We start from the raw sequence: 26,384 nt of genomic DNA, 5'->3' as shown, positions 1-26,384 counted from the left end.
CCTTGCTGTGCGGAGAGCCCAGGAGGGCCCTGTTCGGACGGCGGTACGGGCCGGGGCGGGCGGCTGCCGTGGCCGTGACCTGTGGCCCGTTCGCTCGGGAGGGTGAACATCGCGGGGGGTGGGAACAGCGGTGGGGCGCCGGGGCTTGATACCGGCATGAGGATCTTTCGTACGTATGCGCGGGTGTATGGCAGCGACCTGGACGCGGTGGCGGTGCCGCTCGGCGAGATGACCGGGGAGCCGGTCACCGGCCGGTTCGCGCTGCCGAACGGGCTGGAGCTGGCCGCTGTCGGCCGGGTGCTGGTGGTGGCGGGGGAGGAGCAGACCCTGGCCCCCTACCGGGAGACGTCGGCGACACTCATCGTGGACGACCTCGACGCGTGCCTGGCGCTGCTCGATCAGGTGGGGGCGCGGGTCATACGGGGCCCGCAGGAGGTCCCCACCGGAAGGAATCTGACGGCCCGGCTGCCGGGCGGGGCCCAGATCGAGTACGTCGAGTGGGACGACGCGCAGTGGGAGCGGGCCGGTGGCCGCCCGGCCGGGTGAGGCGGCCCGGGCGCCGGGGCGAGGTCGTGGCGGGCGCCGGGGTCGCCGCGGCTACGGCTGCGGGCTGCTCCGGGTCCTCATCGCGTCATGCCTTCGGGTCGTCCGAGCGGTCGGCCGCCGGCCGCTGGGCGGTCCAGGAGGTGAGGATGCGCAGGGCGTCGTGCGAGGGGGAGTCCGGTTCGGCGGTGAGGATCATCAGCCGCTGGCCGGAGCCGTCCGGGCTGGCCCAGGTGTCGCAGTCGAGGGTGAGGTCGCCGACGAGAGGGTGGTGGTAGTGCTTGGTGCCGTAACTGGCGCTGTTGACGCGGTGTTCGGCCCACCAGGTGAGGAAGTCCGGGTCCTGGAGGGACAGTTCGCCGACGAGCTGGGCAAGGTCCGGGTCGTCGGGGTCGGCGGCGGCCTCCATCCGCAGGGCGGCGACGGCCTCGCGGGCGTCATGGGCCCAGTTCCGGTGCAGGGCGCGTACCCCGGGGTGGGTGAAGACCAGCCGCAGGTAGTTGCGGCGGTGGGCCGGCAGGTCCGCGAAGTCCGTGTAGAGGGCCACGGCCGCGGGGTTCCACGCCAGGACGTCGAGCCGCTTGCCGAGGACCAGCGCGGGGCTCTCGGTGAGCTGATCGAGCAGGCGCCGCATGGGCGGGCGCAGGCGCTGGGCGGTGCGGCGGCGGCGCGGGCGGGCGTCGGTGCGGCCGGCGATCTCGTAGAGGTACCGCTGCTGGTCGTCGTCGAGGCGCAGCGCGCGGGCCAGGGTGGTGAGCACCGGGACGGACGCCCGGACCCGGCCCTGCTCCAGCCGCGTGTAGTAGTCGACGCTGATGGCGGCGAGCTGGGCCACCTCCTCGCGGCGCAGCCCGGCCACCCGGCGGGCCGCGTCGGTCTCCGGCAGGCCGCACTCCCGCGGGGTCAGCTGCGCCCGGCGGGCCTTGAGGAAGGCGCCGAGCGCCCGGGAGTCGGAGTCCGAGGTCATGGTCCCCAGTCTCCGCACGCGACGGTGGCCGGGGCAAACGCCGAAGGGGGGCACGTTCTTTCCCGGGCAGGAACCTGTCTCTCCCGCACCCGCGCCGACCGGTCGAATGTGGAGATGTGCCCGGCGGGGCACGGGCCCCGGCCCACCGCCCCCGCCCCTCGCCCCGCCTCCAGGGCACGCGTCAGCACCGTCAGCGTCACCCCTGCGAGGAGAGCACCATGGCCAGGACCAACGTCAGCTTCGACAGCGCCGGCATCCGCATCGCCGCCCACCTCTTCACCCCCGACACCGCACCCGGCGCCGCCTCCGACACCGCCTCCGGAGCCGCTTCCCCCGCCTCCGGTACGTCCTCCGTCGCGGGCCGGCGTCCGGCACTCGTCGTCGGCCACCCCGGCGCGGGCGTCAAGGAGCAGACCGCCGGGACGTACGCCCAGCGCATGGCCGAGCGCGGCTTCGTCACCCTCGCCTTCGACGCCGCCTACCAGGGCGAGTCCGCGGGCCTGCCGCGCGGCCTGGAGGACCCGGCCCAGCGGGTGGAGGACTTCAAGGCCGCCGTGTCCTTCCTCACCACCCGTGAGGAGGTCGACCCCGACCGCATCGGCCTGCTGGGCATCTGCGCCTCCGGCGGCTACACCCTCACCGCGGCCGGGGGCGACCACCGCGTCAAGGCGGTCGCGACCGTCTCGGGTGTCGACATCGCCCGGCAGTTCCGGCTCGGTGCCGACGGCACCCAGGACCCGGCCGCCTTCCAGGGCATGCTGGACGCCGCAGGCCAGGCCCGTACCGCCGCCGCCCGCGGTGAGGACCCGGGCGCCCTGCCGGTCTTCCCCGAGACCGCCGAGCAGGCCGCCGCCGTCGGTGGCGAGCACGCGGCCGAGGGCTTCGACTACTACTGCACCGACCGGGGCCGCCACGAGCGCTCCGCGCGGACCCTGGCCTGGCCGAGCATCGACAAGATGGCCGCCTTCGACGCCTTCCAGGCGGTGCCCCTGATCGGCCCGCGCCCGCTGCTCCAGGTCGTCGGCAGCCGCGCGGTCACCTCCTGGATGGCCGTCGACGTCCACCAGCGCGCCACCGGCCCGAAGGAACTGCACTGGATCGAGGGCGCCGGCCACGTGGACCTCTACGACCGCAAGCAGTACGTCGACCCGGCCGTCGAGAAGCTCGCCGCGTTCTACACGGCCCACCTCGCCGCCGCCCGCTGAGGGTCCGCGGGGTGCCGAGGGATGCGGCGGGGCGCCGCCGGGCGCCGCGGGGTCTGGCGCGGGGCGCTCCCGGGGCGGCCCGGACCGCTGCGCACCGCGGCAACGCACTGCAACGCACCGACTGCGGCCAACAGCCGTCCCTCGGGTGGCTTCCCGTGACAGCATGTGGGGACTTCATCCGATGAAGGGGGAGCAGGGACTTGGTGGCGCCGGGCTTGTTCGTCGACCGTACGGAGACGATGGCGGAGCTGCACGCGCTCGCCACCGGGCAGCGCCGGGACCGGGCCGGCTGGGCCATGCTGGTCGGCGGCCCGCCGGGCATCGGGAAGTCGGCGCTCCTGGCGGAGTACCAGCAGCAGCTCACGGCCAGCGGGCTGAACCGGGTCTACTCGGTGCGGTGCCACCCCGGCATCGGCCCCGGGCTGACCTACGGGCCGGTGACCGAACTGCTCACGCTGTTCGCGCGGGAGTCCGCGGGCGGGCGCCGGCGGCTGAAGCGGGCGCTCAAGCAGGCCGGTCAGCAGGTCCTCGACTACGGCCCGGCGCTGCTGTCGATGCTGGTGCCCGGTCTCGGCGAGGCCTTCGCGGTGGGCCGCGACCTCACCCGCGCCTCGGTGTCGTCCGGGTCCATCCCGTTCGACAGCCTGGTGCCCTTCCAGCAGGGCGCCGCCATGCGGATCGTGGACGAGCTCGTGCGGCTGATGGGCGAGGACGGGCCGGCGGTGGTGATCGTCGACGACATGGAGCACATCGACCACAGCAGTCTGCTGGTCCTGGACTACCTGCTGCGCCGGGCCCGGTCGGCCGGGTTCGGCCTGCTGCTCAGCCACACCACGGGCAGCGGCCCGGCCTCCGGTTCGGGTGCCGCTGTCGAGGAGCTGCTCTACCGCTGGCAGCTGGACGGGCTGGTGGACCGCCGGGTGCTGCCGGGCCTGCCGGCGGAGGCCGTCCGCGAACTGGTGGTGAGCGTCCACCCGACGGCGCCGCCGGAGCTGTCCACCCGGCTGAGCCAGGTGACCGCGGGGCACTCGGTGTTCGTCAAGCTGTGCCTGGACGCGTGGAAGGAGGAGCAGGGCGCGGAGGTCACGATCCCCAGCACCCTGACCCGGGTCGTCGAGGCCCGGCTCGCCCACCTCACCGAAGCCGACCAGGAACTGCTGACCGTCGGCGCCACCGAGGGCAGCGTCTTCCTGTCCCGGACCGCGGCGTCCGTCCTGGAGCAGTCGCACGACCGGGTGATGGAGCAGTTGCGGAAGATCAGGGAGAACACCGAACTGCTGGTGCAGCACCCCCTGCCGGCCTGGGCGCGCGCGGACGTCAGCGACTGCTACGCCTTCACCTACCAGGCGTTGTGGAGCGTGGTCTACCAGCGGCAGACCCCCGAGCAGCGCAGGTCCCGCCATGAGCGCATCGCCGCGGCACTCGCGGCGCAGGCCCAGGGGGAGCCGCTGCTGGGGCGGCGGCTGGAGATCGCCCGCCACCTCAAGCGGGGCGGCAGCCAGTGCCTGGCCGCCTGTTCGGACGCCTACTACGGGCTGGCCCGGGACGCGGCGGTGGACGGCCTGTCGTTCTCCGAGGCCGAACAGCACTGCGAGGAGGCCATCCGTACGGCCCGGGAGTTGCCGCCGACGGTGCCGGGGCGCGACCGCCGCCTCGTGCTGGCCGTCGAACTGCTGCTCTCGCTGTCGGAAGTGCGCTGGCGCGGCCAGCACCGGGACGCCGGAGTGCCGGACATCGACGGCCTCGCCGCGGAGGCGGAGGAAGCGGCCGCCCGGTGCGGCGACCGCGACCTCATGATCCGTACCACCCTGATGCGCGGGAAGACCCAACTGGCCACGCGGGGGCTGGTCCCGGGGTTGGAGAAGCTGCGCCGCGCGGTGGAGCTCGCGGAGGAGCATGGCGACCCGGTGGCGCTGTTCGTCGCCCGGGTGGAGTACGGGCGCCAGGTCTCCAAGCGGCGGCTCGAGGAGGGCCTCGCACAGTTGGAGGAAGCGGAGCGGATGTACGCCGCCGACCCCCGGCTGGGCGGCAGCGGCGATCCGGTGCTCCAGCACGCGCGCAACCTCGCCGAGATGCAGTTGGGCATCTCGCTCTTCGACAGCGGCCGGCTGACCGAGGCGGTGACCCGGCTGCGGCGCTGCGTCGACCGGCTGCGGGGCGAGACCCTCAAGGCGGAGCTGCCGATCGCCCTGAACTACCTCGCCCAGGTCCTCACCGGCCTCGGGCAGGAGCAGCCGGCCGCCGACGTCCTGCGCGAGGCACTCGACTTCGAGGTCCGGCGCGGCGGTGACAGCGGCTGGCACGCCTACAACACGGCGCTGCTCGCCCAGCTGTACTCCCACGACCCGCAGCGCGCGGAGGAGACCCTCGCGCTCGCCGCCGACGCGTGGGCCGAGACCGAGCGGACCTGGCTGGCGAACCTGGTGCCGATCGTCCGGAACCTCTACGCGGACGTGCTGCTGCGCGTCGCGCGGCAGCGGGCGGAACTCCTGGAGCAGGCCGACCGGCTTGCCGTCGACACGATCCGTGAGACGGCGCACAGTGGGATGATCAGGAGCACGATCGCGGCGCACTCGCTGCGCAGCCGGACCTTCCTGCGAAAGGGGGACACCGTGGCGGCGGTGGCCGAAGCCGAGGAAGCACTGCGCATCCTGGACGAGGTCGGGCCCATGCCCGCCCTGCGCACGGAGGAGGTCCTCTACCACGCCGGCGTCGCCATGCGGCGCGGCGGCCGGGCCGCACAGGCGGACGGCCTGCTGGATCGAGCCCGCGAAGAGGTCGCGCGCAAACGGGCGCTGATCACCGATCCGGCGATGCGTGAGTCGTTCGGCGCGGAGCGGTTGAACCGGGTGATCCTCGGCGAGGGCGGGGGCGCGGCATGACGGGGAACCCGGGTCCCGCGGAGGAGGCTCGCACGCGGGCGGGGCAACTGCCCGCGTGGGACATGGACAGCGCTGTCCTCACCATCACCAAGGAGTTCCACTTCTCGGCCAGCCATGTGCTGACGGGGCTGCCCGGCTGGCACCAGTGCGCGCGGATGCACGGCCACAACTACGTGGTGGTCCTGGAGCTGTCCGCGCGCACCGACCAGCTGACGGACAGCGGTTTCGTCCGCGACTACCGCGACCTGGACGGGTTCAAGAAGTGGCTGGACGACACGCTCGACCACCGCCACCTCAACGACGTGCTCGGCGAACTCCCGTCCTCCGCCGAGAACCTCGCCATGTGGATCTTCGGCGGGTGGACCGCGCGCCTGCCCGAGCTGGTGGCGGTCCGGGTTTCCGAGACCGTCAAGACCTGGGCCGAGTTCCGCCCGTCGCGGCGGCGGACCGACTGACCCGCGGCCGGGTGCCGCGCCGGGCGGCGCGCGGTCGGAGGGACGGCTGCTACCAGCTGGCCTTGCGGACCCCGGGGAGGTGGCCGGCGTGCGCGTGGGCGCGCAGGGCCACGCGGGACAGGCCGAAGGCGCGCAGGTAGCCGCGGGGGCGGCCGTCGACCGCGTCGCGGTTGCGGACGCGGGTGGCGCTGGCGTCGCGGGGCTGGCGGCGCAGCTCGCGCTGGGCGGCCGCGCGGTCGTCGGCGGAGGTGGCGGGCGAGGCGATGACGCGCCTCAGTTCGGCGCGGCGCTCGGCGTAACGGGCCACGACGGCACGGCGCTTGTCGTTCTTGGCGATCTTGCTCTTCTTGGCCATGGCGCTGGTGTCCCCTCAGACCTGGTGGCCGCGTGCGCGGACGAGCCGGACGGCCTTCTCGATGCCGATGCGGTCGACGGTCTTGATGCCCTTGGCGCTCAGCGTCAGCCGCACATGGCGGTTCTCGCCGGGCAGCCAGTAGCGCTTGGTCTGGATGTTGGGGTCGAAGCGGCGCGCGGTGCGTCGGTGGGAGTGCGAGACGGTGTTGCCGAAGCCGGGTTTGCGGCCGGTCAGCTGGCAGTGGGCCGACATGGGGCTGCCTTTCCGTGGGTGGGCGAGTCGGACGGCCACCAGCTTAAGGAAAAGCGTTTTCATTTCCAAATGCACTCCGGGTGCCGGCATGCGCGAGGCCGGCGCCGCCCCGTCGTGACGGGACGCGCTCCGGCCTCGGCCGCTCCTGCTCGTCAGCGCCCCTGCGGTGCGATCCCCTTCGGGCCCTCGGCCGCACACGCGGCGCACGTGCCGAAGATCTCCATGGTGTGCACGATGTCCACGAACCCGTGCGCCGAGGCGGTCGATTCGGCCCACCGCTCCACCGCCGGGCCCTCCACCTCGACCGCCTTGCCGCAGGAGCGGCAGACCAGATGGTGGTGGTGGCCGCCCTCCGAACAGCGTCGGTAGACGGACTCGCCGTCGCCGGTGCGCAGGACGTCGACCTCGCCCGCCTCGGCGAGCGACTGGAGCGTGCGGTAGACGGTGGTCAGCCCCACCGACTCCCCGCGCAGCTTCAGGATGTTGTGCAGGTCCTGCGCGCTGCGGAACTCGTCGACCTCGTCCAGAGCGGCGGACACCGCGGTGCGCTGCCGGGTGGAACGGCTGCGGACGGACTGCCCGGCGGTGCTCACGGATCTTCCCTCCGTCGGTGGTGCGGTGCGTGCGCTGTGCTCGGCGGCGGCCTGCGGTGCGGCCGGGCGGTCACTCCTCGACATGCCGGATCGCGTCGAGCACGATGTGCGCGACGTGTTCGTCGACGAGGGTGTACTCGACCTCGCGGGCCTCGCGGTGGGTCGTCACGATGCGCGAGGTGCGCAGCACCCTGAGGTGCTGCGAGACCAGGGGCTGGTTGACCCCGAGTGCCGCGACGAGCTCATGGACCCGCTTGCCGCCGGTGGACAGCTCGCGCACGATGCCCATCCGTACCGGGGACGCCAGTGCGCGCAGCAGCTCGCTGGCCGCTCGCAGGGCGAGGGTCCGGTCGTCCGGATGCGCGGGAGCCGTCATATGCAGAACCTAACATATGAGAATCGGTCTCATATAGGGCCTGGGGGCGGTGGATCGGGAAACCGGCCACAGGGAGCCGGTGGTGCGGGGGGCTGCGGGCTCAGTGGTCGTCCCAGTGGCCCTCGTGGGCCGCGTGCCGGTGCCCGTCGTGTACGTAGTCCGTGTGGCCCTCGTGCGGGACCGCGACATGTCCGCAGCCGGGGCCGTGCTCATGGGCGTGGCCCTGGTGCTCGCTGTGCCGCGCGATCGTGCACTCGTCGGCGTGGTCGTCATGGGTGCGGTGCAGGTGGCCGTCGTGCACGTAGTCCGTGTGGTCGCCGTGCGGCACCGCGACATGCCCGCACTCGGCGCCGTGGACGTGTTGGTGGTCGGTGTGCGGCCGGTGCTCGGTCGAGGTGGTCATGCTGCCACTCCCATCAAGGTGCGTCGTGGTGCGACGGAGGCGCGCTCACGCCTCTATAGCGACATTAACATATGGCAATCTCTGCATGTATCGAGGTTGCGGGCGTGCCGCGCCGACGGAGAGGGCCTGCCGCGCCGTAGGGACGACGGCCCGGTGCCCGTACGGGTGAGGCGCGGGTCAGCGCACCGCCACCAGCACGTGGCTGCTGCCGAACTGCCAGACGGAGCCGGCCTGGCCGAACCCCGCCGCCCGCAGCAGCCGCACATGGTGGGAGAGCGGCAGGTCGCTGTCCTTGGTGCTCGGCACCGACCCGGCGCGGCGGTGCCGCTCGGCGACGAGCTCGCTGAACGCCGGGTCGTCCGAGACCGCGCGCCACCACTGGTCCCAGTCCTCGTGGTCGAACGCCCGCTGCCGCTCGGCCCGCAGCCGCCCGACGCGGGCGCTGATCTCGCGCGGCCCGGTGGGCTCGGGGGCGAAGTGGTCGCCGTTGACCAGCGCCCCGCCCGGCCGCAGGAGCGCGCCGAGCTGCCGGTAGGCGCGGCGCAGGAGCGGCTCCGGCAGGCAGTGCAGCGTGGTGGTGGAGACCACGGCGTCGACCGGCCGGTCCAGGCCCAGGTCGGCGGTCCACCGCTCCGCCCCGATCGCCGCCTCCACGAAGCGGACCGCCGCGCCGTGGCACTGCCGGGCCAGGCCCAGGACGACCGGGTCGCGGTCCACGCCGACGAAGTCCACGCCGGGCAGCCGGGCCGCGAGCCGGGCGGTCAAGGTGCCCGGCCCGCAGCCCAGATCGACCACGAGCGGGCGCTCCCGCCCGGCCGTGACGTGCTCGACCACGTCGGCGATGACGCCGGCGCGCTCCTCGCGCGCGATGGCGTAGCGCTGCTGCTGGGCCTCCCAGCGCTCCGCGTACTCCCGTGCCCGCACCGTGTCCATCGTCCTCGCCGCCCGCCTGAGCCGTCTGCCGCCGTTCCGTGTCCCCGTCTTCCTGCCAGCCTATAGTTGAAAACAGTTTTCATTCCAATGGGAGTGCGGCGCGTCGGCGGCGGTTCCGCCCGATGGTCGCTCTCCGGTCCGGTGCGCGCCCCTTCAATCCAACGCGCGCAGCGCCTCCACCAGCCGGTCGATCTCCTCGACCGAGGTGTAGGCGTGCGTGCTGACCCGGACCGAGCCGGTCTTCTCGCCGGACCCGCCCTGGCAGTGCTGGTCGCTGCGCACCATCAGCCCGCGGTCGAACAGGACGAACCCCAGGTCGCCGGAGGGGATCGCCCGGTGCCGGAAGCTGACCAGGCTCTGGCGGCGCTGGACGGTGGAGTCGGCGGCCAGGCTGGTCCGGCAGCCCAGCACCTGGTACGAGCCGAGCCGGCTCAGCTCGTCGGTCAGCCGCGCGGTCAGGGCGCGGGTCCAGCGGTGGACGCGCGCGGTGTCGGCGTCCCGCAGCCAGTCCAGCGCCGCGGACAGCGAGACCGCGCCCACCGTGTTCGGGGTGCCGGACCACCCGCCCGGGCGCAGCTCGGGGCCGCGCGCCTGCCGTGCCCACAGCGCGCCGGTGCCGGGCAGCGCCAGCGCCTTGTGGCCGGAGAACGCCACGAAGTCGACGTCCAGGGCGTCCAGCCGGATCGGCTGGTGGCCGACGCTCTGCGACGCGTCGAGGCAGATCGGGACGTGCGGGCCGACGGCGGCGCGGACCCGGTGGACGTTCATGTCGTTGCCGTAGACGTGGTGCACATGGGTGGCCGCGACGAACCGGGTGCGCGCACCGACCTGTTCGGCCAGCGCCACGTGGTCGTAGTCGCCCGACCCGCGCTGGTACGGCATCGGCCGCAGCACCACGCGTACGCCCTGGCGTGCGAGCAGGTCCCGTACCTCCTGCCAGGGGGAGATGTTCGCCTGGTGGTCGGCGAAGGGCACGATCACCTCGTCGCCGTCGGCGAGTTGGGCGGCCAGCCAGTCCCGGGCCACCAGGCGCAGCGCCTCGGTCGCGCCGCTGGTCAGCACGACCTGCGAACGGTCCGGGTCGGGGTCGCCGAGCGACTGGGCGACCTGCCGGCGGGCCTGCGCCACCAGCGCGGTGGTGCGGTTCGCCCACGGGTACGACCCGCGGCCGGAGTTGGCGTTCGACGTCGTCAAGTAGCCCTGGACCGCGTCCAGGACCGCCTGCGGCTTCTGCGAGGTGGCGGCGCTGTCGAGGTAGGCCAGGCCGGGTTCGGCCCGCAGGATCGGAAACTGGGCGCGCACCTCCTCGTGCCAGGACGCCAGTTCGCGCAGCACGTCGTCGGGGGACTCGGGGGACTCGGCGGCTTCCGGGTTCTCGGGTGTCGTCATCGGCGTCAGTCCCGGGTCAGGGGTGCGCCGGCGTCGCGCCAGGCGACGATGCCCCCGGTGAGGCTGCGGGTGTCGGGGTGCCCCATCCGGGTGAGCAGCGCGGCGTACCGCGCGGACTGCTCGCCGACCGGGCAGGCCAGCAGCACCGGCCGGCTGCGGGCGAACGGCACACCCGCGCGCAGGAGTTCACCGAGGATCTCGTCGGTGATGTTGACCGCGCCGGCCATGTGCAGGGCCGTGTACGCGTAGGTGCTGCGCAGATCCACGACCAGTGGGTCCGCCTCCTCGATCCAGGCGCGCGCCTCGGCCACGGTCACCGCCGGGGCCGCGGCGACCTCGGCCGCGGTCAGCCCGGCGACCGTGTTCGGGGTGCGGGCGGTGTCGCCGAGCAGGTCCGGCCGCCGCTGCCGGATGTAGCTGAGGTAGCCCTCGACCCGGTCGCAGACGATGAACACCGCGGTCTTCCGCTCGGCGGGCGGCTGCCCGCTGCGCGCGAGCGACTCGTCGGCCGCGCGCAGGTGCCGCAGCGCGCCGTGGAAGGCGGCGCCGCCGGTCGGCCCGGCGAGCAGCCCGCAGCGCCGGATCAGGGTGACCATGCCGTCGATCGCCTCCCCGGAGTCCACCGCGGCGAGCGTGTCGTAGGTGGCCGGGTCGAACAGGCCGACCTCGTGCACCTCGTCGCGGGTGCGGATGCCGGGGATGAAGTCGGACTTCGCCGCGACCAGGCCGACCACCTCGACGTCCGGGCGGTGGGCGCGCAGCGCGCTCGCCACCCCGGTGGAGGAGCCGGCCGTGCCCACGCACGCGATGAAGTAGTCCGGCGCGCGGCCGTCGAGGTCGGCGACGATCTCCGGGCCGGTGCCCTCGAAGTGGGCTTCGCTGTTGCGGGGGTTGAAGTACTGGTCGGTGTGGAGCAGTGGGGTCGGCGAGTCCGCCAGCGCCTGGTGGAAGAGGGTGAGCGGGTCCTCGGTGTCGGTGGGGTCCAGGCACTCGCTCTGCCCGGGCAGCTCCTCGATCTCCGCGCCGAGCAGCAGGAGCAGTTCCTTGGTCTCCGGTATGCGCATCCGGTTGGTGACGCTCTTGAACGTCAGGCCGTGCATGCCCGCGATGACCGCCAGCGCCTTGGCGGTGTTGCCGCTGGACAGCTCGACGATCCGGCTGCCGTCGGCCTGCGCGTCCGGCAGGCCGGCCCGCGCCATGTGCCAGGCGGCGCGGTCCTTGACCGAGCCGAACGGGTTGAGCATCTCCAGCTTGGCGAACAGGTCGATGTGGCGTAGGCCGTGCACCGCCGGATCGATGCGCACCAGCGGTGTGTTGCCGATGGCGTCGGTGATGCGGTCGTACCTCACTGCGGCTCTCCCTTGTGAACTGTCGGCCAGTACGCCTCGTCCAGGCACCACTTCCAGCTCCCGCCCGACCGCCACAGGGCGACCTTGCGGGCGGCCGGGTGGCGTTGGGACCGCCCGGCGTGGAAGTCCATGCAGTACGCGGCGGTGTTCGCGAACGCCAGCACGTCACCGGGCCGCGGCGCCCGCGGCAGATGGACCAGGCGGCGGGTGATCAGGTCGGTCTCCAGGCACAGGTGCCCGAACAGGTGCACCGCCACGGGCCCCCGGCCGTACGAGCCCGCGCCGTACGAATCCGCGCCGTACGGTCCCGTGCCGTACGGTCCCGGGTCCGCCGCTTCGCTGGTGCCGGGGCGGGGGAGCAGCACCGGGTCGAGCAGCACCCCATGCTCCTCCAGGGCGATGTCGTCGGCCTTGGCGGCCAGCCGCACCCACAGGTCCGCGCCCCCGTCCGGCGGCCGTCTGACCTCCTGCACCGTCGCCAGGGTCAGCCCGCACTGGTCGAGCAGCGCCCGGCCGGGCTCGGCGTGCACGTCGTAGAGGTGCTCCAGCGCCAGCGCGGCCAGTGGGCGGCCGCCCAGCTGCGCGGACGACGGCGCCGACAGCAGCTCGTCGAGGTAGTGCGCGCCCGCGGCCGGCCGCCAGGACGGGTACAGCGCGAGCGACCCGCGCAGGGTGCCCTTGTCGTTGCGCAGCCCGTAGCCGTGGCCGCCCCAGGCGAGGGCGGGTCGGGTGCCGAGCGCCGCGGCGGACAGCGCGCTGGTGTACGTGTCCCAGTCCTCGCGGTGGGCGAGGTAGCTGATCCCGAACCCGCCCCCGATGTCCACGATGCCGGGGGACAGTTCGCGGTCACGGCACGCCGTCAGCGCCCGGAGGCACCCTTCCAGCGCGGTCGCTTTCTCCGTCAGGCTCGTGGTGTCCAGGTGGTAGGCGACACCGACGAGGTCCAGCACGTCCCCGTACCGGACGACGCGGTCCAGCGTGTCCTCCAGCGCCGCCACCGGTATGCCGAACCGGCTGAGCCGGGAGCGGACCCGGACGCCCGGTGCCGTGAACCCGCTCAGCCGCAGCATCGTGCGGCAGCGCGGCAGGGCGTGGCCGCGTAACAGCCCTGCCAGCAGGTCGAGTTCTTCGGCCGAGTCGACCGCGACCGTCACCCCGCTGCGCGCGGCCAGCCACAGGAACTGCGGGCTCTTCGGGCCCGTCGCGGTGATCCGGTCCGGTGTGAAGCCGCAGCCCAGCGCGTGCTGGAGCTCACCCAACGACGCCACGTCCACCCCGGCGGCGGTGTCCGCCAGCCGCCGCAGCAGCGCGCTCGACGCCGACGCCTTGTGCGCGAACAGCACCCGCCCCTTCAGCCGGTGCCGTCCGAGCACCGCGCCGAACTCCTCGGCGTTCGCCGCCGCCTGCTCGGGGAGCACCACGTTCAGCGGCGACTCCAACGCGTCCACCAGCGAGTGCACCAGCTCCGGTTCCGCCAGCAGCGCCGCCGCCTCCCCCTCGACCCGCGCCCGCAGATACAGCGGCTCGGCCATCGTCTCGTCCTGCCTTCCATGGAACCCCTGACCGCCGGGGCCGGGGCTGAGCTGTCGGGGCGCGACCGGACGATTGCGGTCTGCTGGTCGCGGTCTGTCGGTCGTGGTCTGTCGGTTGCGGGTGGGCGCTGCCGGATCGGTGCGGCCGGTCTGTCGGTGCCGGTCTGTCGGTACCGGGCTGATCACTCCGGACTGGTGCTGCCGTGTCGGTGGTGTCGGTCTGTCGATGTCGTCCTGCCTGTTCCCGTTCGCAGCCGCCGTGTTGGCGGTGCCGATCCGGTGGTGCCGGTCTGGCGCTCGCAGGTTGTGGCCGTCACGGTTCGGCGTTCTCGGCCCGGCGGTCCCGCTCCGGTTGTCGCGGTCTGTGGTTCGCGGTCCGGGGGTAGCGGTCTGTGGTTCGCGGCCCGGCGGTCTCGGTCCGGTCGTTGCGGGTTGCGGCTCGCAGGCCGGTGCCGGCCTGGTTCGGCGGTGCCGGTCTGGTGGTTGCGGTCTGTGGTTCGCGGCCCGGCGGTCTCGGTCCGGTCGTTGCGGGTTGCGGCTCGCAGGCCGGTGTCGGGCTGGTTCGGCGGTGCCGTTGTGGTCGTGGCGGGCTGTGGTTCGCGGTTCGGTGGTGGCGTTCCGGTCGTTGCAGGTTGCGGCTGGCAAGCCGGTGTGGGGCTGGTTCGGTCGTTGCGGGTTGCGGGTTGCGGGTTGCGGGTTGCGGGTTGCGGGTTGCGGGTTGCGGGCCGGTGTGGGGCTGGTCTGGTGGTTGCGGGCTGTGGTTCGCGGTCCGGTGGTCGCGGTTCGGTCGTTGCGGGTTGCGGCTCGCAGGCCGGTGTCGGGCCGGTCTGGTGGTTGCGGTCTGTGGTTCGCGGTCCGGGGATCGTGTTCCGGTCGTTGCGGGCTGCGCGTCGCAAGCCGGTGTCGGGCCGGATCGGCGGTGGCGGTCTGTCGGTTGCGGACTGGTCGGTCCGGTTCGGTCGTTGCGGGCTGGTGCGGTTGCAGCATGTCCACCGCATCGGGCGGCTAAGCCCGGCGCAGCCGCCCGCAGGGCCCGCCGGAGGCCGCCGCGGGGGCCGGGTGCGGCCGCGGCCCGAGCGGCCCGGTCCCCCGCCCACCGCAGGTGACCTGCGGGGACGCGGGTCCCGCCGGCCCCGGACCGTGCACAGCCGACTCAAAGGTCAAGATTCTGTAATGATTTTCATCTCGCGTAGCGGAAAGTGGGATTGGGAGTCGTTTTCAATTACGGTGAGGGGGTCGCGGCCGGACGTGCCGCGTTGCCGCCACCACTGCCCGAGGAGAACCCATGGCCAGCCCCGACAACCGCAGCGCGGCGCCCCGCCGCCGCCACCTGCTCGCCGCGGGCGGGATAGCCGTCGCCGCGCTGGTCGCGACCAGCGCCTGCTCCACCAGTTCCCCGAGCGACGACGGCAAGGCCGGCGCCTCCGCGGGCAGTTCGGGCAGCGCCAAGAGCAGCGGCAAGGTCATCCAGGTGGTGGCGGCGGAGAACTTCTGGGGCAGCATCGCCGAGCAGATCGGCGGCAGCCACGTGAAGGTGACCAGCATCATCACCAACCCCGACACCGACCCGCACGACTACGAGCCGACCGCGGCGAACGCGCGGACCGTCGCCTCCGCGTCGTACGTGATCGTCAACGGCATCGGCTACGACTCCTGGGCCTCGAAGCTCCTGGCGTCGAACCCCTCCGCGCAGCGCACCGTGCTCACCGTCGGCGACCTGGTCGGCGTGAAGGAGGGCGGCAACCCGCACCGCTGGTACTCCCCGGACGACGTGCACAAGGTGATCGAGCAGATCACCGCCGACTACAAGAAGGCCGACCCGGCCGACGCGGCGTACTTCGACGCCCAGAAGACCACCTTCGAGACCAAGACCCTCGGGGAGTACAACACGCTGATCGCCGACATCAAGGCGAAGTACGCCGGCACCCCGATCGGCGCGTCCGAGTCGATTGTCAGCCCGCTCGCCGACGGCCTCGGCCTGAAGATGCTCACGCCGTACTCGTTCCTCAGCGCGATCAGCGAGGGCGCCGACCCCACCGCGCAGGACAAGACCACCATCGACCACCAGATCGCCACCCGGCAGATCAAGCTCTACGTCTACAACAGCCAGAACGCCACGCCCGACGTGCAGGCCCAGGTCAAGGCCGCCAAGGCGAAGGGCATTCCGGTCGCCACGGTCACCGAGACCCTCACCCCGGCCGGGGCGTCGTTCCAGCAGTGGCAGGTGACCGAGCTCAAGGGCATCCAGCAGGCGCTGGCCGAGGCGACGGGCAAGTAGGGATGCATCCGCTCACCAGACTGCGCGAGGCCGTACGGCCGCAAGTGCCCGCGGCGCGCGAGGAAGCCGCCGCCCCGGAAACCGCCGAGCCGCAAGCCGCGCCGCAAGCCGCGCCCCCGGCCGCGCCGGAGAGTACCCGGCCGCGGGACCCCGCGGCCGGGCCCGCGGTGGTCTCGCTGCGCGACGCGGCCGTGCGGGTCGGCGGCCGCACCCTGTGGTCGCACGTCGAACTCGACATCGCGCCGGGGGAGTTCGTCGCCGTACTCGGCCCGAACGGGGTCGGCAAGTCGACCCTGGTCAAGGCGATACTCGGCCTGGTCCCGACCGCCGCGGGCAGCATCAGCGTGCTCGGGCGGCCGCCGGGCCGGCGCGCGCAGCAGGTGGGCTACCTGCCGCAGCGGCGCAGTTTCGACCCCGGGCTGCGCATCCGCGGCGTGGACGTCGTCCGGCTGGGCTGGGACGGCGACCGCTGGGGGCTGGGACGGCCCGGGTCGGCGCGGGCGGCCCGGGAGCGGATCGCCGAAGTGGTGGAGACGGTCGGCGCGAGCGCCTACGCGCACCGGCCGATCGGCCAGTGCTCGGGCGGCGAGCAGCAGCGGCTGCTGATCGCCCAGGCACTGGTCCGGCGGCCCCGCCTGCTGCTGCTGGACGAGCCACTGGACAGCCTCGACCTGCCCAACCAGGCCGCGGTGGCCGCGCTGATCGGGCGGATCTGCCGGGAGGAGCAGGTCAGCGTGGTGATGGTCGCGCACGACGCGAACCCGATCCTCGCGCACCTGGACCGGGTGGTGTACCTCGCCGAGGGCGGGGCGGTGGCCGGGACCCCGGCGGAGGTGATCACCTCGCGGACGCTGAGCCAGCTGTACCGCACGCCGATCGAGGTGCTGCGGACCTCCGACGGGCGGCTGGTCGTGGTCGGCCAGCCCGAGGCACCCGCGGTGCACACCGACCGGCACCCGCCGGCGGGGGAGGGGGCCGGCCGTGGGACTCGCTGACGGCGCGGCCGGCTGGTCGTGGAACCCGGTGGCCGACGTCCAGCAGATGTGGGCGTACCCCTTCATGGTCAACGCCTTCCGGGCCGGCGCGATCGTGGCGGTGCTGGCCGGGGCGATCGGCTGGTTCATGGTGCTGCGGCGGCAGAGCTTCGCCGGGCACACGCTGTCGGCGGTGGCGTTCCCCGGCGCGGCCGGCGCGACCCTGGTCGGGGTGGGCGCGGTCTACGGCTACTTCACGTTCTGCGTCGGCGCGGCCCTGGTGATCGCCGCGATCCCGCGGGCCGGGGGCGGCGGCGCGGGCTCCGGCGGGGGGACGGGCGCCGGCGGCGGCGAGGAGGCGGCGGTGACCGGCACGGTCCAGGCGTTCCTGCTGGGCGCCGGCTTCCTCTTCATCGCCCTCTACAAGGGCTTCCTCGGCGGGGTGGACGCCCTGCTGTTCGGGAGCTTCCTGGGGATCACGACCGGCCAGGTGCGGGTGCTGGCGGTCGTGGGCGCGGTGGTGCTGCTGGTGCTGGCCGCTGTCGGTCGGCCGCTGCTGTTCGCGTCCGTGGACCCGGCGGTCGCCGCCGCCCGCGGGGTGCCGGTGCGGCTGCTGTCGGCGGTGTTCCTGGTCGTGCTGGGGGCGGCCACGGCGGCGACCAGCCAGATCACCGGCGCGCTGCTGGTGTTCGCGCTGCTGGTGATGCCCGCGGCCACCGCCCAGAACCTGACCGCCCGCCCGGTGCGCGGCCTCGCCGGCTCCGTGCTGATCGCGCTCGTGGTGACCTGGACCAGCCTGACGGTCGCCTACTACTCGCCCTACCCGATCGGATTCTGGGTGACCAGCTTCGCCTTCGCCGCCTATGCGGCCAGTTGGGGCGCGCGGCTGCTGCGCGAACGCGCCGGACGCGCGCCGGACCGTGCGGGCCCGGGCGCCGTACCGGCCGAGGCCGCGGCCGTCTGGACCTCGGGGAGCCTGCTGTGAACACCCTCGCCCTCGGCTGGCCCGGCGCGCTCGGGCACCCCTTCTTCCTGCACGCGGTCCTCGCCGGCGGGGCCGTCGCCGCCGCGTCCGGCATGGTCGGCTACTTCCTGGTGCTGCGCGCGCAGGTCTTCACCGGCGACGCGCTCAGCCACATGGCGTTCGCCGGGTCGCTCGCCGCGCTCGCCGCGGGCGTGGACCTGCGGCTGGGCCTGTACGCGGCGACCATCGCGGTCGCGGTGCTGCTCGGCACCCTCGCCCGCTCCGGCCGCGCGGACGACGTCGCCATCGGCAACGTCTTCGCCTGGATCACGGGCCTGGGCACCTTCTTCCTCACCATGTACAGCACCTCCGGCGGCGCGGACAACGCCGGCGCCGGGGTGCGGGTGCTCTTCGGCTCGATCTTCGGGATGTCGGCGGGCCAGGCCGGTACCGCCGCCGCGGTGGCCGCCGGGGTGTGCGCGGTGGTGCTCGCCGTCTTCCGGCCGCTGCTGTTCGCGTCCGTGGACGAGGCGGTCGCGGCGGCGCGGGGCGTGCCGGTGGGCCTGCTCGGCTACGGCTTCCTGGCGCTGATCGGCGTGACCGCGGCCGAGGCGAGCCAGGCGGTCGGGTCGCTGCTGCTGCTCGGCCTGCTCGCGGCGCCCGCGGGCACCGCCCAGCGGCTCACCGACCGCCCGGCCCGGGCGTTCGCCCTGTCCACGGTGCTCGCGGTCGCCGAGATGTGGGGCGGGCTGTCCCTGAGCTACGCGGTGCCGAAGATGCCGCCGAGCTTCGCGATCGTGGCGCTGGCCGCCGCGGTGTACGCGGCCGCCTTCGCCGTCGGCGGCCGGCGGCGGCGCCGCGGTCCGGGCCTCGCGGCCCCGGGCGCCGGACTGCGCCGCGCCTGAGTCCCGGCGCCGGTCCCGTACGAACCCGAGCACGCACCCCAGGGGGCCAACCGTGCACAGCACCTCCGCGGGCGGGCAGCCGCCGCGGCGCGACGACGACCGGGTGCCGGGGCGCCGCACCCAGCAACGCAGGGCCCTGCTGCGGGCGTTGGTCGACGGCGACGGCTTCGTCAGCGCGCAGAGCCTGCACGCCGCGGTGGTCGCGGCGGGCGTGCCGGTCGGCCTGAGCACCGTCTACCGCACGCTGGCCGCGCTGGGCGACGCCGGTGTGGTGGACGTGGTGCGCGACGCCGGGGGCGAGCGGCTGTTCCGGCACCGCCCGAGCCGGGAGCACCGGCACTACCTGATCTGCCGTACCTGCGGGGCCAGCAGCCCGGTCGAGGCGTCCGTGGTCGAGAGCTGGGCGCGGACCGTCGCCGAGGAGTCGGGCTTCGCCGAGGTGGAGCACACCGTGGAGCTGACCGGCGTGTGCGCGGACTGCCGTGGCGGCGCCGGGCGGCGGGCGGAGCCACCCGGCCACTGATTGGTAATGGAAGTCGTTTTCATATAGCGTCGAGCTTGTCATCCCGACCCACCGGAGGAGCCAGCCATGGCCGTACCCAAACGGAAGATGTCGCGCAGCAACACCCGGCACCGGCGCGCCCAGTGGAAGGCGAGCGCGCCCCGGCTGGTGGCCGTCACCGTGGACGGCGCCACCCACCTGGTCCCGCAGCGCCTGGTCGCGGCGTACGAGCGCGGGCTGCTCGACCCGGCCCGCGCCGGCCTCGGCCGGGTCCACGGGGGGCGTTGATGGACCCGCGCGGGAAGCTCCCCGTCGTCATCGTCGCCGGGATGCACGCGCAGGCGCGCCGGACGGCGGTCGGGAACCTGCTGACGATGGTGCCCGGCAGCGTCGCGCTCCACCACGACCTGTCCTCGGCGGCCGACGGCACGGTGCGGCGCACCGTCCGCGACGCCGACGGCCTGCTCTCGGAAGGCGAGACCCCGCTCGTCAACGACTGCGCGTGCTGCGCGCTGCGCGCCGACCTCGTCCCGGAACTGGAGCGGCTGGCCGGGGACGGCCTGACCCGGCTCGCGGTGGTCGAGCTGTGGGACTCCGTCGAGCCGCAGGGGATGGCCGAGGTCATCGCCGGGCAGGGCGGGCGGTTCCTGGAGCTCGGCAGCGTCATGACGGCGGTCGACCCCGGCCTGGTGCTGCCCTGCCTCGCCAACGGTGACGACCTGGAGGAGGCCGGCCTCGCCGCGGCCCGGGAGGACCGCCGCACCGTCGGCGACACCTGGGCGCGGCAACTGGAGTACGCGCCCGTGCTGGTCGTCGCGCAGGACGCCGAGGCGACCGACGAGGACCGCGCGCTGCTGTCCCAACTGCACCCCACCGCACGGCAGGTCTCCGACCGCTCGACCGAGCTGGCCCGGGCGGCGTTCGCCGGGTTCGACGTCGAGGCCGCCGCCGCGGCCCAGCACCCGGCCTGCTCGCGGCTGCCCCAGCAGGCGGACGAGGCCGGGGTGGGCACCCTGGTGTGGCGGCGGCGCCGGCCCTTCCACCCCGGGCGCCTGTACACCGCGCTGGAGGACCTGGTCTGCGCCGCCGCCCGCAGCCGGGGCCGGTTCTGGCTCGCCGACCGGCCCGACACCCTGCTGTCGTGGGAGGCGGCGGGCGGCGCGCTGGTGGTGGAGAACGCCGGGCCGTGGCTGGCCGCGCTGCCCGGGGCCGCCTGGGAGATGGTGCCCGCGATGCGGCGCGCCGCCGCCACGCTCGACTGGGACCCCGAGCACGGCGACCGCTGCCAGCACCTGGTCTTCACCTCGCCCGCGCTGGACCGGGACGGGCTGGCGCGGGTGCTGGAGTCCTGCCTGCTGACCGACGCGGAGTACGCCGCCGGACCCGACGGGTGGCGCAGCTTCCCGGCCGCCTTCGACGAGTTGCTCGACCCGGTCTCCTGAGACCCGGTCTCCCGCACCCCAACGCCCCTGCGCCCCCTGGGCCTTGGCGCCCGTATCCGTCCCGCAGTCCGTATCCCCCGCCCGCACCGAGGAGTGCCCTCATGGCCCGCCGTTCCGCCGATCCCCGCAAGCCGCTGAAGCCGCGCGTCAACCCGCTGGACGCGGCGAAGATCACGTACATCGACTACAAGGACACCGACCTGCTGCGGAAGTTCATCTCCGACCGCGGCAAGATCCGCAGCCGCCGGGTGACCCGGGTCAGCGCGCAGCAGCAGCGCCTGCTGGCCCGCGCGATCAAGAACGCGCGGGAGATGGCGCTGCTGCCGTACTCCACCTCCGTGCGCTGACCCGCGGTGTCAGGCCGGGGCGTTGGCGTCCAGCGCGGTGTGGGTGCCGAAGGCCCGGGCGTGGTAGGTCAGGGGCCGGGCCGGCGCGGTGTCCGCGCTGAGCACCCGGCCGAAGACCACGACGTGGTCGCCGCCGGCGACCAGGTCGGCCACCTCGCACGCCAGGAAGCCGGTCGCGCCGGGCAGCCGCGGCACCTGCCCGCCCACCTGCCACTCGACCCCGCCGAACTTGGCCGGGCCGCCCTTGCGGGCGAAGTTCACAGCCAGCTCCGGCTGCTGCGCCCCCAGGATGTTGAGGCCGAACCGGCGGCTGCCGTCGATCACCGCCAGCAGGTCGGAGGACCGGTCCAGGGAGACCAGCACCATCGGCGGGTCCATCGACAGCGAGGTGAAGGCGCTGACGGTGGTGCCGTACGGCGCGGGGCCCGCCATGGCGGTGACCACCGCGACGGGTGTGCACACCCCGGCCATGGCCTCCCGGAACGCGGACTTCAGCTCCTGCTCGACGTCCGGGCGGGACTCGGTACTGGTCACGAGGGCTCCTCCCGCGGTGCCGAGCCCAGCGCGTACAGCCGGGGGAGGTTGACCACGATCGCCTCCTGGGTGCTGCGCGCGATGACGACCACGGCCTCGTCGTCGGGGTCCGGGTTCTCCTCCCGGTGCGGCACGTAGGGCGGCACGAAGATGTAGTCGCCCGGCGAGGTGCGCAGCCGCACCTCCTGCGGCGTGTCGCCGGAGTCGTCGACGAAGACGAACTCCGGGTGCCCGCTGACCACGTGGATCGCGGTCTCCGAGGCGCCGTGGTGGTGGTCGGAGGAGGCGGTCGACGGCGCCACGTGCGTCTGGCCCATCCACAGCTTCTCCGAGCCGACCGTCTTCCCGCTGATCGCGGCGAACCGGCGCATCCCGCCGGTCTGCGCGGTGTCGCCGTCGAGTTCGCCGGCGCGGACGTGGTGCAGGCGGGCCCGCAGCGGCGAGGTCGGGGATGCGGCCGGGGCGTCGGGCAGATGGGGGTGGAAACCTTCACCGGGCTGGGTCGGCGGCGTACTCATGGCTCCGGACGCTAGGCGGCCGCCGAAAAGGATGTCAAGAGGTGTCCATTACGCTTCACCTGCGGCAATGTTCCCGCAATGGTCGGGACACGGCGGGGAGACCCGTAGCGCGGGGGGATCGGGCATGATGAGGACATGCATATCTCCGCGAAGGCGGACTACGCCACGCGCGCCCTCCTGGAACTCGCCAGCGAGCCCGCGCGCCCGCTCAGTTGCGAGGCCATCGCCTCGGCACAGGAGATCCCGTTCCGGTTCCTGAAGTCCGTGGTGGCCGAGTTGCGAAGAGCCGGGCTGGTGCGCAGCCAGCGCGGCTGCGAGGGCGGCTACTGGCTGGGCCGGGCCGCGGAGGAGATCACGCTCCTGGACGTCGTGCGCGCCGTCGACGGCGAGCTGATCACCCTGCGCGGGGAGCCGCTGGCGGGCCTGGCCTACCCCGGCCCCGCGGCCGGGCTCACCGCGGTCTGGCGGCAGGTCGAGGCCGAGGCCGCCGCGGTGCTCGGCGGCGTCACCGTCCACACGCTGCTGGCCTCGGCGAAGGGCGGGCGGCCGGACGGGAAGCGCGCGGCGTGACGCCCCCGCGGGCGGCGGTGCGCACCGGCGGGGCCCCGGGCGCGGGTGGCGTGGCCGGTGCCGAGGCGGGTGCTGAGGCCGGTGTCGTGGCCGGTGTCGAGGTCGTGGAGTACACCGACCCGCTGTGCCCGTGGTCGTGGGGCGCCGAGCCGGTGCTGCGGCGGCTGCGGGCCGAGTCGGCGGGGCGGGTGCGGTGGCGGCGGGTGTACGCGGTGATGTTCGACCACGACGACGACCCGCCGCCCGACCCCGCCGCCGAGACGGCCTGGTACACGCGCTACGTCGCGGGCGTGACCGAGCACACCGGGGCACCGTGCGCGGCCCGGCTCAGCCGGGTGGCGGCCAGTTCGTGGCCGGCCTCGCTGGTGGCCGAGGCGGCCGCGCGCCAGGGCGCGGAGGTGGGCGAGGCGGTGCTGCGGCGGCTGCGCGAGACGGTGTTCGTGCTCGGCGAGCCGGCCGACACCCTGCCGCTCGCGCTGGCCGCGGCGCGCGGGGTGCCCGGCCTCGACCCGCGCCGGCTGGCGGCCGACGCCGCCTCGCCGCAGGTGCTGCGGCAGGTGCGCGCGGACCGCGAGGAGGCCCGGCGCCCGGTGCCGGAGGTGCTGGCCGGGCAGACCGGCTCGCCCCACCCCGGCCGGGCCAAGGAGACCGCCGACGGCGGCCACCGCTACGCCCTGCCGACGCTGCTGCTGCGGGCGCCGGCCGGCCACCGAGCCGTGCCCGGCTGGCGGTCGTACGAGGAGTACGCCGCGGCCTTCGACGCCGTGCGCCCGGGCCTGCTGGCCGGCGCGGCGCGCCTGCCCGCCGCGGCGGCGCTGGAGCGCTACCGCAGCCTGACCGACCCCGAGCGGCTGCTGCTGGCCGAGGGGTCCTGGCCGCCGCCGGGCGCGGTGCGGGTGCCGACCGGCAACGGCCCGCTGTGGCTGCACCCGGCCGAGGCGGCGCAGCACCCGGCCGCACCCGGGACGGCCGGTCCGCCGGTTCCGCCCGGTCCGCCGAATGAGACATCAAAAGGTGTCCATTGACAGCCGCTCGCCGTACCCCACAAGATGTGCAGCATGCTTTCGACGCACCCTGGTGTGGTGTGCCGCTACGTGGACCTGCGGCGCACGTGCAGCGCCCTCTGTCGCTGACCACCGGTCACCGACCGTCCACCGGCGCCTGACCGCCCCCCGCGGCACCGGCCCCTCCTTCACGCCGCCCAGCGGCACCGCCGCCGCTCCGCGCCCTTGACGCCCTTCCCCGCCCGGCCCGCCCTCGTGCGACCCGCGCCCTGACCGACCCTCCCGGCAGCCCCCGGGAATCCCGGATTCCTCCGGATTCCCTCTGGGGCAAGCGGAGTCGGCGGTGCGCGGCCCGGCCGACCGATGCCCCGCGCCGTACCGGCGTGCCCGTGCCGTACCGGCGTGCCCGCGCCGACCCGCCCTCCGCCCTGCCGCTCCCGCCTGCCCAGACCGGGCTGGAGTGCGTCGACAGAAAGTACGAGATGTCCATACGTATCGCGCTTCGCCGTACCCCGGCCGGCCCGAGCCGCCGCCCCGGCCGCACCCGGCTCACCGCGCTGTCCGCCGTGCTTGTCACCACCGCGGGCCTCTCGCTCACCGCCTGCGGCGGCCAGTCCGCGTCCGCGGGCGGCGCCGGCACGCTGAAGTGGGCCTCGTCCTCCTTCCCGAGCCACTGGGACCCGGTGGTCAGCGGCAGCGGCGCCCAGTTCCGCGAACTCGCCCTCGTCTACGCCTCCTTGACCCGCACCGACGACACCGGCAAGGCCGTGCCCGACCTCGCCAAGAGCTGGCAGTACAACGCCAAGGGCGACCAGGTCACCTTCCACCTGCGGCCGAACCTCAAGTTCAGCGACGGCACCGCGCTGGACGCGACCGCCGTCAAGGACGCCATCGAGCGGGCCAAGACGCAGAAGAACTCCGCCCTGTTCGGCGACCTGACGTCCATCAGATCCGTGGACGCCGACGGGCTCGACGTCGTCGTCCACCTCACCCAGGTCGACTACCAGATCCCGCAACTGCTCGGCGAGCGCGTCCTCCAGGTCGCCAGCCCCAAGGCCGCGGCGAACCCGGGGAAGCTGGACCAGAGCCCGGTCGGCGCGGGGCCGTTCACCGTCACCCAACTGGTGCCCGGCACCAAGGTGCTGCTGAAGAAGAACCCCGACTACTGGGACGCGAAGGACATCCACATCGACAACGTGGAGCTGACCTCCGCGCCGGACGCGGCCACCGTCGTCTCCGGCCTCCAGACCGGCGTCTACAACTTCGCCGACATCGAGGCCAGCCAGGCCGACGCCGCCAAGAAGGCCGGCCTGGACGTGTTCGTGCAGCCCGGCTTCAACGCCGAGAACATCAGCCTGAACATCAACAAGGCGCCGTTCACGAACTCCAAGGTCGTCGACGCGGTCCGCTACGCCGTCAACCGGCAGGAGTTCGTCGACAAGCTGACCTTCGGCTACGGCTCCGCCACCGACCAGCCCTTCCCCAAGGGCTACGTCGCCTACGACCCGAAGTCCGCCGACCTCTACCCCTACGACCCGGCGAAGTCCAGGCAACTGCTCGCCGAGGCGGGCTACAAGCCCGGCGCGATCAAGCTGACCCTGGACATCCCCGCCGCCGACCCGCAGGCCGAGATCGTCCAGTCCCAACTGGCCAAGGTCGGCATCACCGTCACCATCAAGGTGGACAAGAACTGGGCCACGCCCTTCTTCGCCAAGGACCTCACCTTCTCCCTGTACGGCACCACCGGCCGCGACTCCGCGCTCCAGACGCTCACCGCGCACTTCGGCCCGAACGGCCCGCTGAACCTCAGCACCCCCTACGAGCCGGCCGGGTTCGAGGCGGCCGTGGCCAAGGTCCGGCAGACCAGCATCGACGCACCCGACTACGCACAGGTCCTCCAGGCCGCCACCCGCGCCGGGCTGAAGAGCGAGGCGCTGGTCTTCACCTACTCCGCGCCGAACCTCTTCGCCAAGAGCAAGTCGGTCTCCAACCTGCCCAAGAACCCCGGCCACATCGACTGGACCGGCGTGACCATCGGCAACTGACGCCCACCCCGCACAGAGAGGGGGCCACCCCATGACGACGACAACGACCACGGCGGCGCCAGCCGCCCCCGCCCCCGCCTCGGCGGCCGCGGCCAGGACCCGCCACGCGCTGGTCCGGGTCCTGGCCACCGTCGCCCGGTCCGCCGCGATCTTCGTACCGGTCTTCCTGGTCGCGACGTTCGTGACGTTCGCGCTGCGCTCGCTGAGCGGGCTCAGCCCGGCCCGCATCCAGCTGGGCGAGGACGCGACCCCCGAGGCGATCCACCGGGTCGAGGCCCAATGGGGCCTGGACCGGCCCTTCCTGGTGCAGTACGGGCACTGGTTCAGCGGTGTGCTGCACGGCCAACTCGGCACCAGCTGGACCAACGGCGCCGACATCTCCACCCTCATCGGCCTCGGCCTGGGCGTGAGCCTGTCGGTGGCGACCTTCGCGCTGGTCATCGGCGTCTGCGCCGGCTTCCTGCTCGGCACCGCCGCCGCACTGCGCCACACCACCTGGATCGACCGCGCGATCACCGGTTTCGTCACCCTCATCTCGGTGATGCCCGCGTTCGTGGTCGGCATCGTGCTGGTGGAGGTCTTCGCGGTCGGGCTGCACCTGTTCCCCGCGGCCGGCTACGTGCCCGCCGCGCAGGGCCTGACCCCGTGGCTGGAGCACATCACGCTGCCCGCGATCGCCCTGAGCTTCGACGTGGTCGCCGACGTGGCCCGGCAGTTGCGCACCAGCCTCATCGCCGCCTACCGGGAGAACTACGTCATCGGCGCGATGGTGCGCGGGCTCAGCCCCCGGCGGATCTTCTTCCGCCATGTGCTGCGCAACGGCCTCGGGCCCGCGCTGGCCACCCTCGGGCTGAAGTTCCCCGCGCTGGTCGGCGCCTCCGTGGTCACCGAGTGGGTCTTCGGCCTCCAGGGCTTCGGGCGGTTCGCCAACGACTCGGCCCAGTCCGGCGACGTGCCCGCCGTGCAGGGCGTCCTGGTGGTGTCGATCGTCCTCGTCGTCGTCTTCAACCTGATCGTCAACCTGGTGCTGGCCCGTGTGACGCCGGCGTCCCAGCGGGGGGTGTGAG

28 protein-coding genes are annotated in these 26,384 nt (G+C 73.9%); 16 read left to right on the top strand and 12 right to left on the bottom strand.

The window, feature by feature from the left end; genetic code table 11:
* Nucleotides 1-156 precede the first annotated feature (156 nt).
* The gene (locus AC3ERT_RS19355; RefSeq protein WP_335978663.1) at nucleotides 157-546 is read left to right on the top strand and encodes a VOC family protein; all 390 of its coding nucleotides are present in this window, start codon (nucleotides 157-159) and stop codon (nucleotides 544-546) included.
* Nucleotides 547-631: 85 nt separating this feature from the next.
* Here AC3ERT_RS19355 and AC3ERT_RS19350 read toward each other — a convergent pair whose 3' ends face one another.
* Nucleotides 632-1,510 carry a helix-turn-helix domain-containing protein gene (locus AC3ERT_RS19350; RefSeq protein ID WP_435135737.1) on the bottom strand — a complete coding sequence of 293 codons (879 nt, stop codon included), beginning with the start codon at nucleotides 1,508-1,510 and terminating at the stop codon, nucleotides 632-634.
* Nucleotides 1,511-1,728: 218 nt separating this feature from the next.
* Here AC3ERT_RS19350 and AC3ERT_RS19345 point away from each other — a divergent pair, with 218 nt between their 5' ends.
* From AC3ERT_RS19345 to AC3ERT_RS19335, 3 genes are all read left to right on the top strand, one after another.
* The gene (locus tag AC3ERT_RS19345; protein WP_435175637.1) at nucleotides 1,729-2,715 is read left to right on the top strand and encodes an alpha/beta hydrolase; all 987 of its coding nucleotides are present in this window, start codon (nucleotides 1,729-1,731) and stop codon (nucleotides 2,713-2,715) included.
* A gap of 203 nt (nucleotides 2,716-2,918) precedes the next feature.
* Nucleotides 2,919-5,597, top strand: coding sequence for an AAA family ATPase (locus AC3ERT_RS19340; RefSeq protein ID WP_435175635.1), 2,679 nt, complete (start codon nucleotides 2,919-2,921; stop codon nucleotides 5,595-5,597).
* Between the two features lie 62 nt (nucleotides 5,598-5,659).
* Nucleotides 5,660-6,052: a 6-pyruvoyl trahydropterin synthase family protein gene (locus AC3ERT_RS19335; RefSeq protein WP_335978832.1), complete on the top strand. Its 393-nt coding sequence runs from the start codon at nucleotides 5,660-5,662 to the stop codon at nucleotides 6,050-6,052.
* A 49-nt stretch (nucleotides 6,053-6,101) separates the two neighbouring features.
* Here the strand turns inward: AC3ERT_RS19335 and rpsN are convergent, their stop codons facing one another.
* From rpsN to AC3ERT_RS19290, 9 genes are all read right to left on the bottom strand, one after another.
* On the bottom strand, nucleotides 6,102-6,407 hold the full coding sequence (rpsN, locus tag AC3ERT_RS19330; RefSeq protein WP_335978657.1) for a 30S ribosomal protein S14: 306 nt from the start codon (nucleotides 6,405-6,407) through the stop codon (nucleotides 6,102-6,104).
* 15 nt (nucleotides 6,408-6,422) lie between these two features.
* A complete protein-coding gene (gene rpmB, locus AC3ERT_RS19325) occupies nucleotides 6,423-6,659 on the bottom strand; it encodes a 50S ribosomal protein L28 (RefSeq protein ID WP_335978655.1) in 237 nt (78 codons plus the stop codon).
* A 152-nt stretch (nucleotides 6,660-6,811) separates the two neighbouring features.
* Nucleotides 6,812-7,252 (bottom strand): Fur family transcriptional regulator, encoded by a 441-nt coding sequence (locus tag AC3ERT_RS19320; protein WP_335978653.1) that lies wholly within the window; start codon nucleotides 7,250-7,252, stop codon nucleotides 6,812-6,814.
* A 70-nt stretch (nucleotides 7,253-7,322) separates the two neighbouring features.
* Nucleotides 7,323-7,628 (bottom strand): ArsR/SmtB family transcription factor, encoded by a 306-nt coding sequence (locus tag AC3ERT_RS19315; RefSeq protein WP_335978651.1) that lies wholly within the window; start codon nucleotides 7,626-7,628, stop codon nucleotides 7,323-7,325.
* A 100-nt stretch (nucleotides 7,629-7,728) separates the two neighbouring features.
* On the bottom strand, nucleotides 7,729-8,031 hold the full coding sequence (locus tag AC3ERT_RS19310; RefSeq protein WP_435135729.1) for a hypothetical protein: 303 nt from the start codon (nucleotides 8,029-8,031) through the stop codon (nucleotides 7,729-7,731).
* A gap of 177 nt (nucleotides 8,032-8,208) precedes the next feature.
* The gene (locus AC3ERT_RS19305) at nucleotides 8,209-8,964 is read right to left on the bottom strand and encodes a class I SAM-dependent methyltransferase (protein WP_435135727.1); all 756 of its coding nucleotides are present in this window, start codon (nucleotides 8,962-8,964) and stop codon (nucleotides 8,209-8,211) included.
* 153 nt (nucleotides 8,965-9,117) lie between these two features.
* Nucleotides 9,118-10,353, bottom strand: coding sequence for an aminotransferase class V-fold PLP-dependent enzyme (locus AC3ERT_RS19300; protein WP_435175633.1), 1,236 nt, complete (start codon nucleotides 10,351-10,353; stop codon nucleotides 9,118-9,120).
* Nucleotides 10,354-10,358: 5 nt separating this feature from the next.
* The gene (locus AC3ERT_RS19295) at nucleotides 10,359-11,702 is read right to left on the bottom strand and encodes a pyridoxal-phosphate dependent enzyme (protein WP_335978645.1); all 1,344 of its coding nucleotides are present in this window, start codon (nucleotides 11,700-11,702) and stop codon (nucleotides 10,359-10,361) included.
* Nucleotides 11,699-13,234, bottom strand: a complete 1,536-nt coding sequence (locus AC3ERT_RS19290; protein WP_435175631.1) for a type III PLP-dependent enzyme domain-containing protein — start codon at nucleotides 13,232-13,234, stop codon at nucleotides 11,699-11,701. Before AC3ERT_RS19290 ends, AC3ERT_RS19295 begins: the two co-directional genes overlap by 4 nt.
* A 1,285-nt stretch (nucleotides 13,235-14,519) precedes the next feature.
* Between AC3ERT_RS19290 and AC3ERT_RS19285 the strand changes: the two genes are divergently transcribed.
* The 8 genes from AC3ERT_RS19285 (at nucleotide 14,520) to rpsR (ending at nucleotide 20,646) form a co-directional block, all read left to right on the top strand.
* Complete coding sequence (locus tag AC3ERT_RS19285) at nucleotides 14,520-15,512, top strand: metal ABC transporter solute-binding protein, Zn/Mn family (RefSeq protein ID WP_435175629.1); 993 nt, start codon at nucleotides 14,520-14,522, stop codon at nucleotides 15,510-15,512.
* A 2-nt stretch (nucleotides 15,513-15,514) separates the two neighbouring features.
* Nucleotides 15,515-16,507 carry a metal ABC transporter ATP-binding protein gene (locus tag AC3ERT_RS19280; protein ID WP_435175627.1) on the top strand — a complete coding sequence of 331 codons (993 nt, stop codon included), beginning with the start codon at nucleotides 15,515-15,517 and terminating at the stop codon, nucleotides 16,505-16,507.
* Complete coding sequence (locus AC3ERT_RS19275) at nucleotides 16,494-17,471, top strand: metal ABC transporter permease (protein ID WP_435175625.1); 978 nt, start codon at nucleotides 16,494-16,496, stop codon at nucleotides 17,469-17,471. Before AC3ERT_RS19280 ends, AC3ERT_RS19275 begins: the two co-directional genes overlap by 14 nt.
* Nucleotides 17,468-18,355 carry a metal ABC transporter permease gene (locus tag AC3ERT_RS19270; protein ID WP_335978635.1) on the top strand — a complete coding sequence of 296 codons (888 nt, stop codon included), beginning with the start codon at nucleotides 17,468-17,470 and terminating at the stop codon, nucleotides 18,353-18,355. Before AC3ERT_RS19275 ends, AC3ERT_RS19270 begins: the two co-directional genes overlap by 4 nt.
* A gap of 52 nt (nucleotides 18,356-18,407) precedes the next feature.
* Nucleotides 18,408-18,878: a Fur family transcriptional regulator gene (locus tag AC3ERT_RS19265; RefSeq protein WP_335978633.1), complete on the top strand. Its 471-nt coding sequence runs from the start codon at nucleotides 18,408-18,410 to the stop codon at nucleotides 18,876-18,878.
* A 66-nt stretch (nucleotides 18,879-18,944) separates the two neighbouring features.
* Nucleotides 18,945-19,145 (top strand): 50S ribosomal protein L32, encoded by a 201-nt coding sequence (gene rpmF, locus AC3ERT_RS19260; protein WP_335978631.1) that lies wholly within the window; start codon nucleotides 18,945-18,947, stop codon nucleotides 19,143-19,145.
* Nucleotides 19,145-20,299: a CobW family GTP-binding protein gene (locus AC3ERT_RS19255; protein ID WP_435175622.1), complete on the top strand. Its 1,155-nt coding sequence runs from the start codon at nucleotides 19,145-19,147 to the stop codon at nucleotides 20,297-20,299. The genes rpmF and AC3ERT_RS19255 overlap by 1 nt, the downstream gene beginning before the upstream one ends.
* A gap of 101 nt (nucleotides 20,300-20,400) precedes the next feature.
* Entirely contained in the window at nucleotides 20,401-20,646 is a 246-nt protein-coding gene (gene rpsR, locus AC3ERT_RS19250; protein ID WP_435135709.1) for a 30S ribosomal protein S18, read from the top strand.
* A 9-nt stretch (nucleotides 20,647-20,655) separates the two neighbouring features.
* Here rpsR and AC3ERT_RS19245 read toward each other — a convergent pair whose 3' ends face one another.
* Together AC3ERT_RS19245 and AC3ERT_RS19240 are read right to left on the bottom strand one after the other, a co-directional pair.
* Nucleotides 20,656-21,180 carry a flavin reductase family protein gene (locus AC3ERT_RS19245; RefSeq protein ID WP_435175620.1) on the bottom strand — a complete coding sequence of 175 codons (525 nt, stop codon included), beginning with the start codon at nucleotides 21,178-21,180 and terminating at the stop codon, nucleotides 20,656-20,658.
* Complete coding sequence (locus tag AC3ERT_RS19240) at nucleotides 21,177-21,698, bottom strand: cupin domain-containing protein (protein WP_335978623.1); 522 nt, start codon at nucleotides 21,696-21,698, stop codon at nucleotides 21,177-21,179. Before AC3ERT_RS19240 ends, AC3ERT_RS19245 begins: the two co-directional genes overlap by 4 nt.
* 135 nt (nucleotides 21,699-21,833) lie before the next feature.
* Here AC3ERT_RS19240 and AC3ERT_RS19235 point away from each other — a divergent pair, with 135 nt between their 5' ends.
* The 4 genes from AC3ERT_RS19235 to AC3ERT_RS19220 all read left to right on the top strand — a co-directional run bounded on the left by AC3ERT_RS19235 (nucleotide 21,834) and on the right by AC3ERT_RS19220 (nucleotide 26,383).
* Nucleotides 21,834-22,268, top strand: a complete 435-nt coding sequence (locus AC3ERT_RS19235) for an RrF2 family transcriptional regulator (RefSeq protein ID WP_335978621.1) — start codon at nucleotides 21,834-21,836, stop codon at nucleotides 22,266-22,268.
* 50 nt (nucleotides 22,269-22,318) lie between these two features.
* Complete coding sequence (locus AC3ERT_RS19230) at nucleotides 22,319-23,293, top strand: DsbA family oxidoreductase (protein ID WP_435175699.1); 975 nt, start codon at nucleotides 22,319-22,321, stop codon at nucleotides 23,291-23,293.
* Between the two features lie 461 nt (nucleotides 23,294-23,754).
* Entirely contained in the window at nucleotides 23,755-25,317 is a 1,563-nt protein-coding gene (locus AC3ERT_RS19225; protein ID WP_335978828.1) for an ABC transporter substrate-binding protein, read from the top strand.
* Nucleotides 25,318-25,348: 31 nt separating this feature from the next.
* A complete protein-coding gene (locus tag AC3ERT_RS19220) occupies nucleotides 25,349-26,383 on the top strand; it encodes an ABC transporter permease (RefSeq protein ID WP_335978619.1) in 1,035 nt (344 codons plus the stop codon).
* Nucleotide 26,384 lies beyond the last annotated feature (1 nt).

It is taken from the genome of Actinacidiphila sp. bgisy145, assembly GCF_057708125.1.
The sequence above is the reverse complement of the archived record's forward strand: the minus strand, read 5'-3'. Positions and strand labels throughout refer to the sequence as shown.

Coding starts and splice junctions, on each gene's coding strand:
- AC3ERT_RS19355 (WP_335978663.1), top strand. CDS start 157: ATGAGGATCTTTCGTACGTATGCGCGGGTGTATGGCAGCGACCTGGAC.
- AC3ERT_RS19350 (WP_435135737.1), bottom strand. CDS start 1,510: ATGACCTCGGACTCCGACTCCCGGGCGCTCGGCGCCTTCCTCAAGGCC.
- AC3ERT_RS19345 (WP_435175637.1), top strand. CDS start 1,729: ATGGCCAGGACCAACGTCAGCTTCGACAGCGCCGGCATCCGCATCGCC.
- AC3ERT_RS19335 (WP_335978832.1), top strand. CDS start 5,660: ATGGACAGCGCTGTCCTCACCATCACCAAGGAGTTCCACTTCTCGGCC.
- rpsN (WP_335978657.1), bottom strand. CDS start 6,407: ATGGCCAAGAAGAGCAAGATCGCCAAGAACGACAAGCGCCGTGCCGTC.
- rpmB (WP_335978655.1), bottom strand. CDS start 6,659: ATGTCGGCCCACTGCCAGCTGACCGGCCGCAAACCCGGCTTCGGCAAC.
- AC3ERT_RS19315 (WP_335978651.1), bottom strand. CDS start 7,628: ATGACGGCTCCCGCGCATCCGGACGACCGGACCCTCGCCCTGCGAGCG.
- AC3ERT_RS19310 (WP_435135729.1), bottom strand. CDS start 8,031: ATGACCACCTCGACCGAGCACCGGCCGCACACCGACCACCAACACGTC.
- AC3ERT_RS19305 (WP_435135727.1), bottom strand. CDS start 8,964: ATGGACACGGTGCGGGCACGGGAGTACGCGGAGCGCTGGGAGGCCCAG.
- AC3ERT_RS19300 (WP_435175633.1), bottom strand. CDS start 10,353: ATGACGACACCCGAGAACCCGGAAGCCGCCGAGTCCCCCGAGTCCCCC.
- AC3ERT_RS19290 (WP_435175631.1), bottom strand. CDS start 13,234: ATGGCCGAGCCGCTGTATCTGCGGGCGCGGGTCGAGGGGGAGGCGGCG.
- AC3ERT_RS19285 (WP_435175629.1), top strand. CDS start 14,520: ATGGCCAGCCCCGACAACCGCAGCGCGGCGCCCCGCCGCCGCCACCTG.
- AC3ERT_RS19280 (WP_435175627.1), top strand. CDS start 15,515: ATGCATCCGCTCACCAGACTGCGCGAGGCCGTACGGCCGCAAGTGCCC.
- rpmF (WP_335978631.1), top strand. CDS start 18,945: ATGGCCGTACCCAAACGGAAGATGTCGCGCAGCAACACCCGGCACCGG.
- AC3ERT_RS19255 (WP_435175622.1), top strand. CDS start 19,145: ATGGACCCGCGCGGGAAGCTCCCCGTCGTCATCGTCGCCGGGATGCAC.
- rpsR (WP_435135709.1), top strand. CDS start 20,401: ATGGCCCGCCGTTCCGCCGATCCCCGCAAGCCGCTGAAGCCGCGCGTC.
- AC3ERT_RS19240 (WP_335978623.1), bottom strand. CDS start 21,698: ATGAGTACGCCGCCGACCCAGCCCGGTGAAGGTTTCCACCCCCATCTG.
- AC3ERT_RS19235 (WP_335978621.1), top strand. CDS start 21,834: ATGCATATCTCCGCGAAGGCGGACTACGCCACGCGCGCCCTCCTGGAA.
- AC3ERT_RS19225 (WP_335978828.1), top strand. CDS start 23,755: ATGTCCATACGTATCGCGCTTCGCCGTACCCCGGCCGGCCCGAGCCGC.
- AC3ERT_RS19220 (WP_335978619.1), top strand. CDS start 25,349: ATGACGACGACAACGACCACGGCGGCGCCAGCCGCCCCCGCCCCCGCC.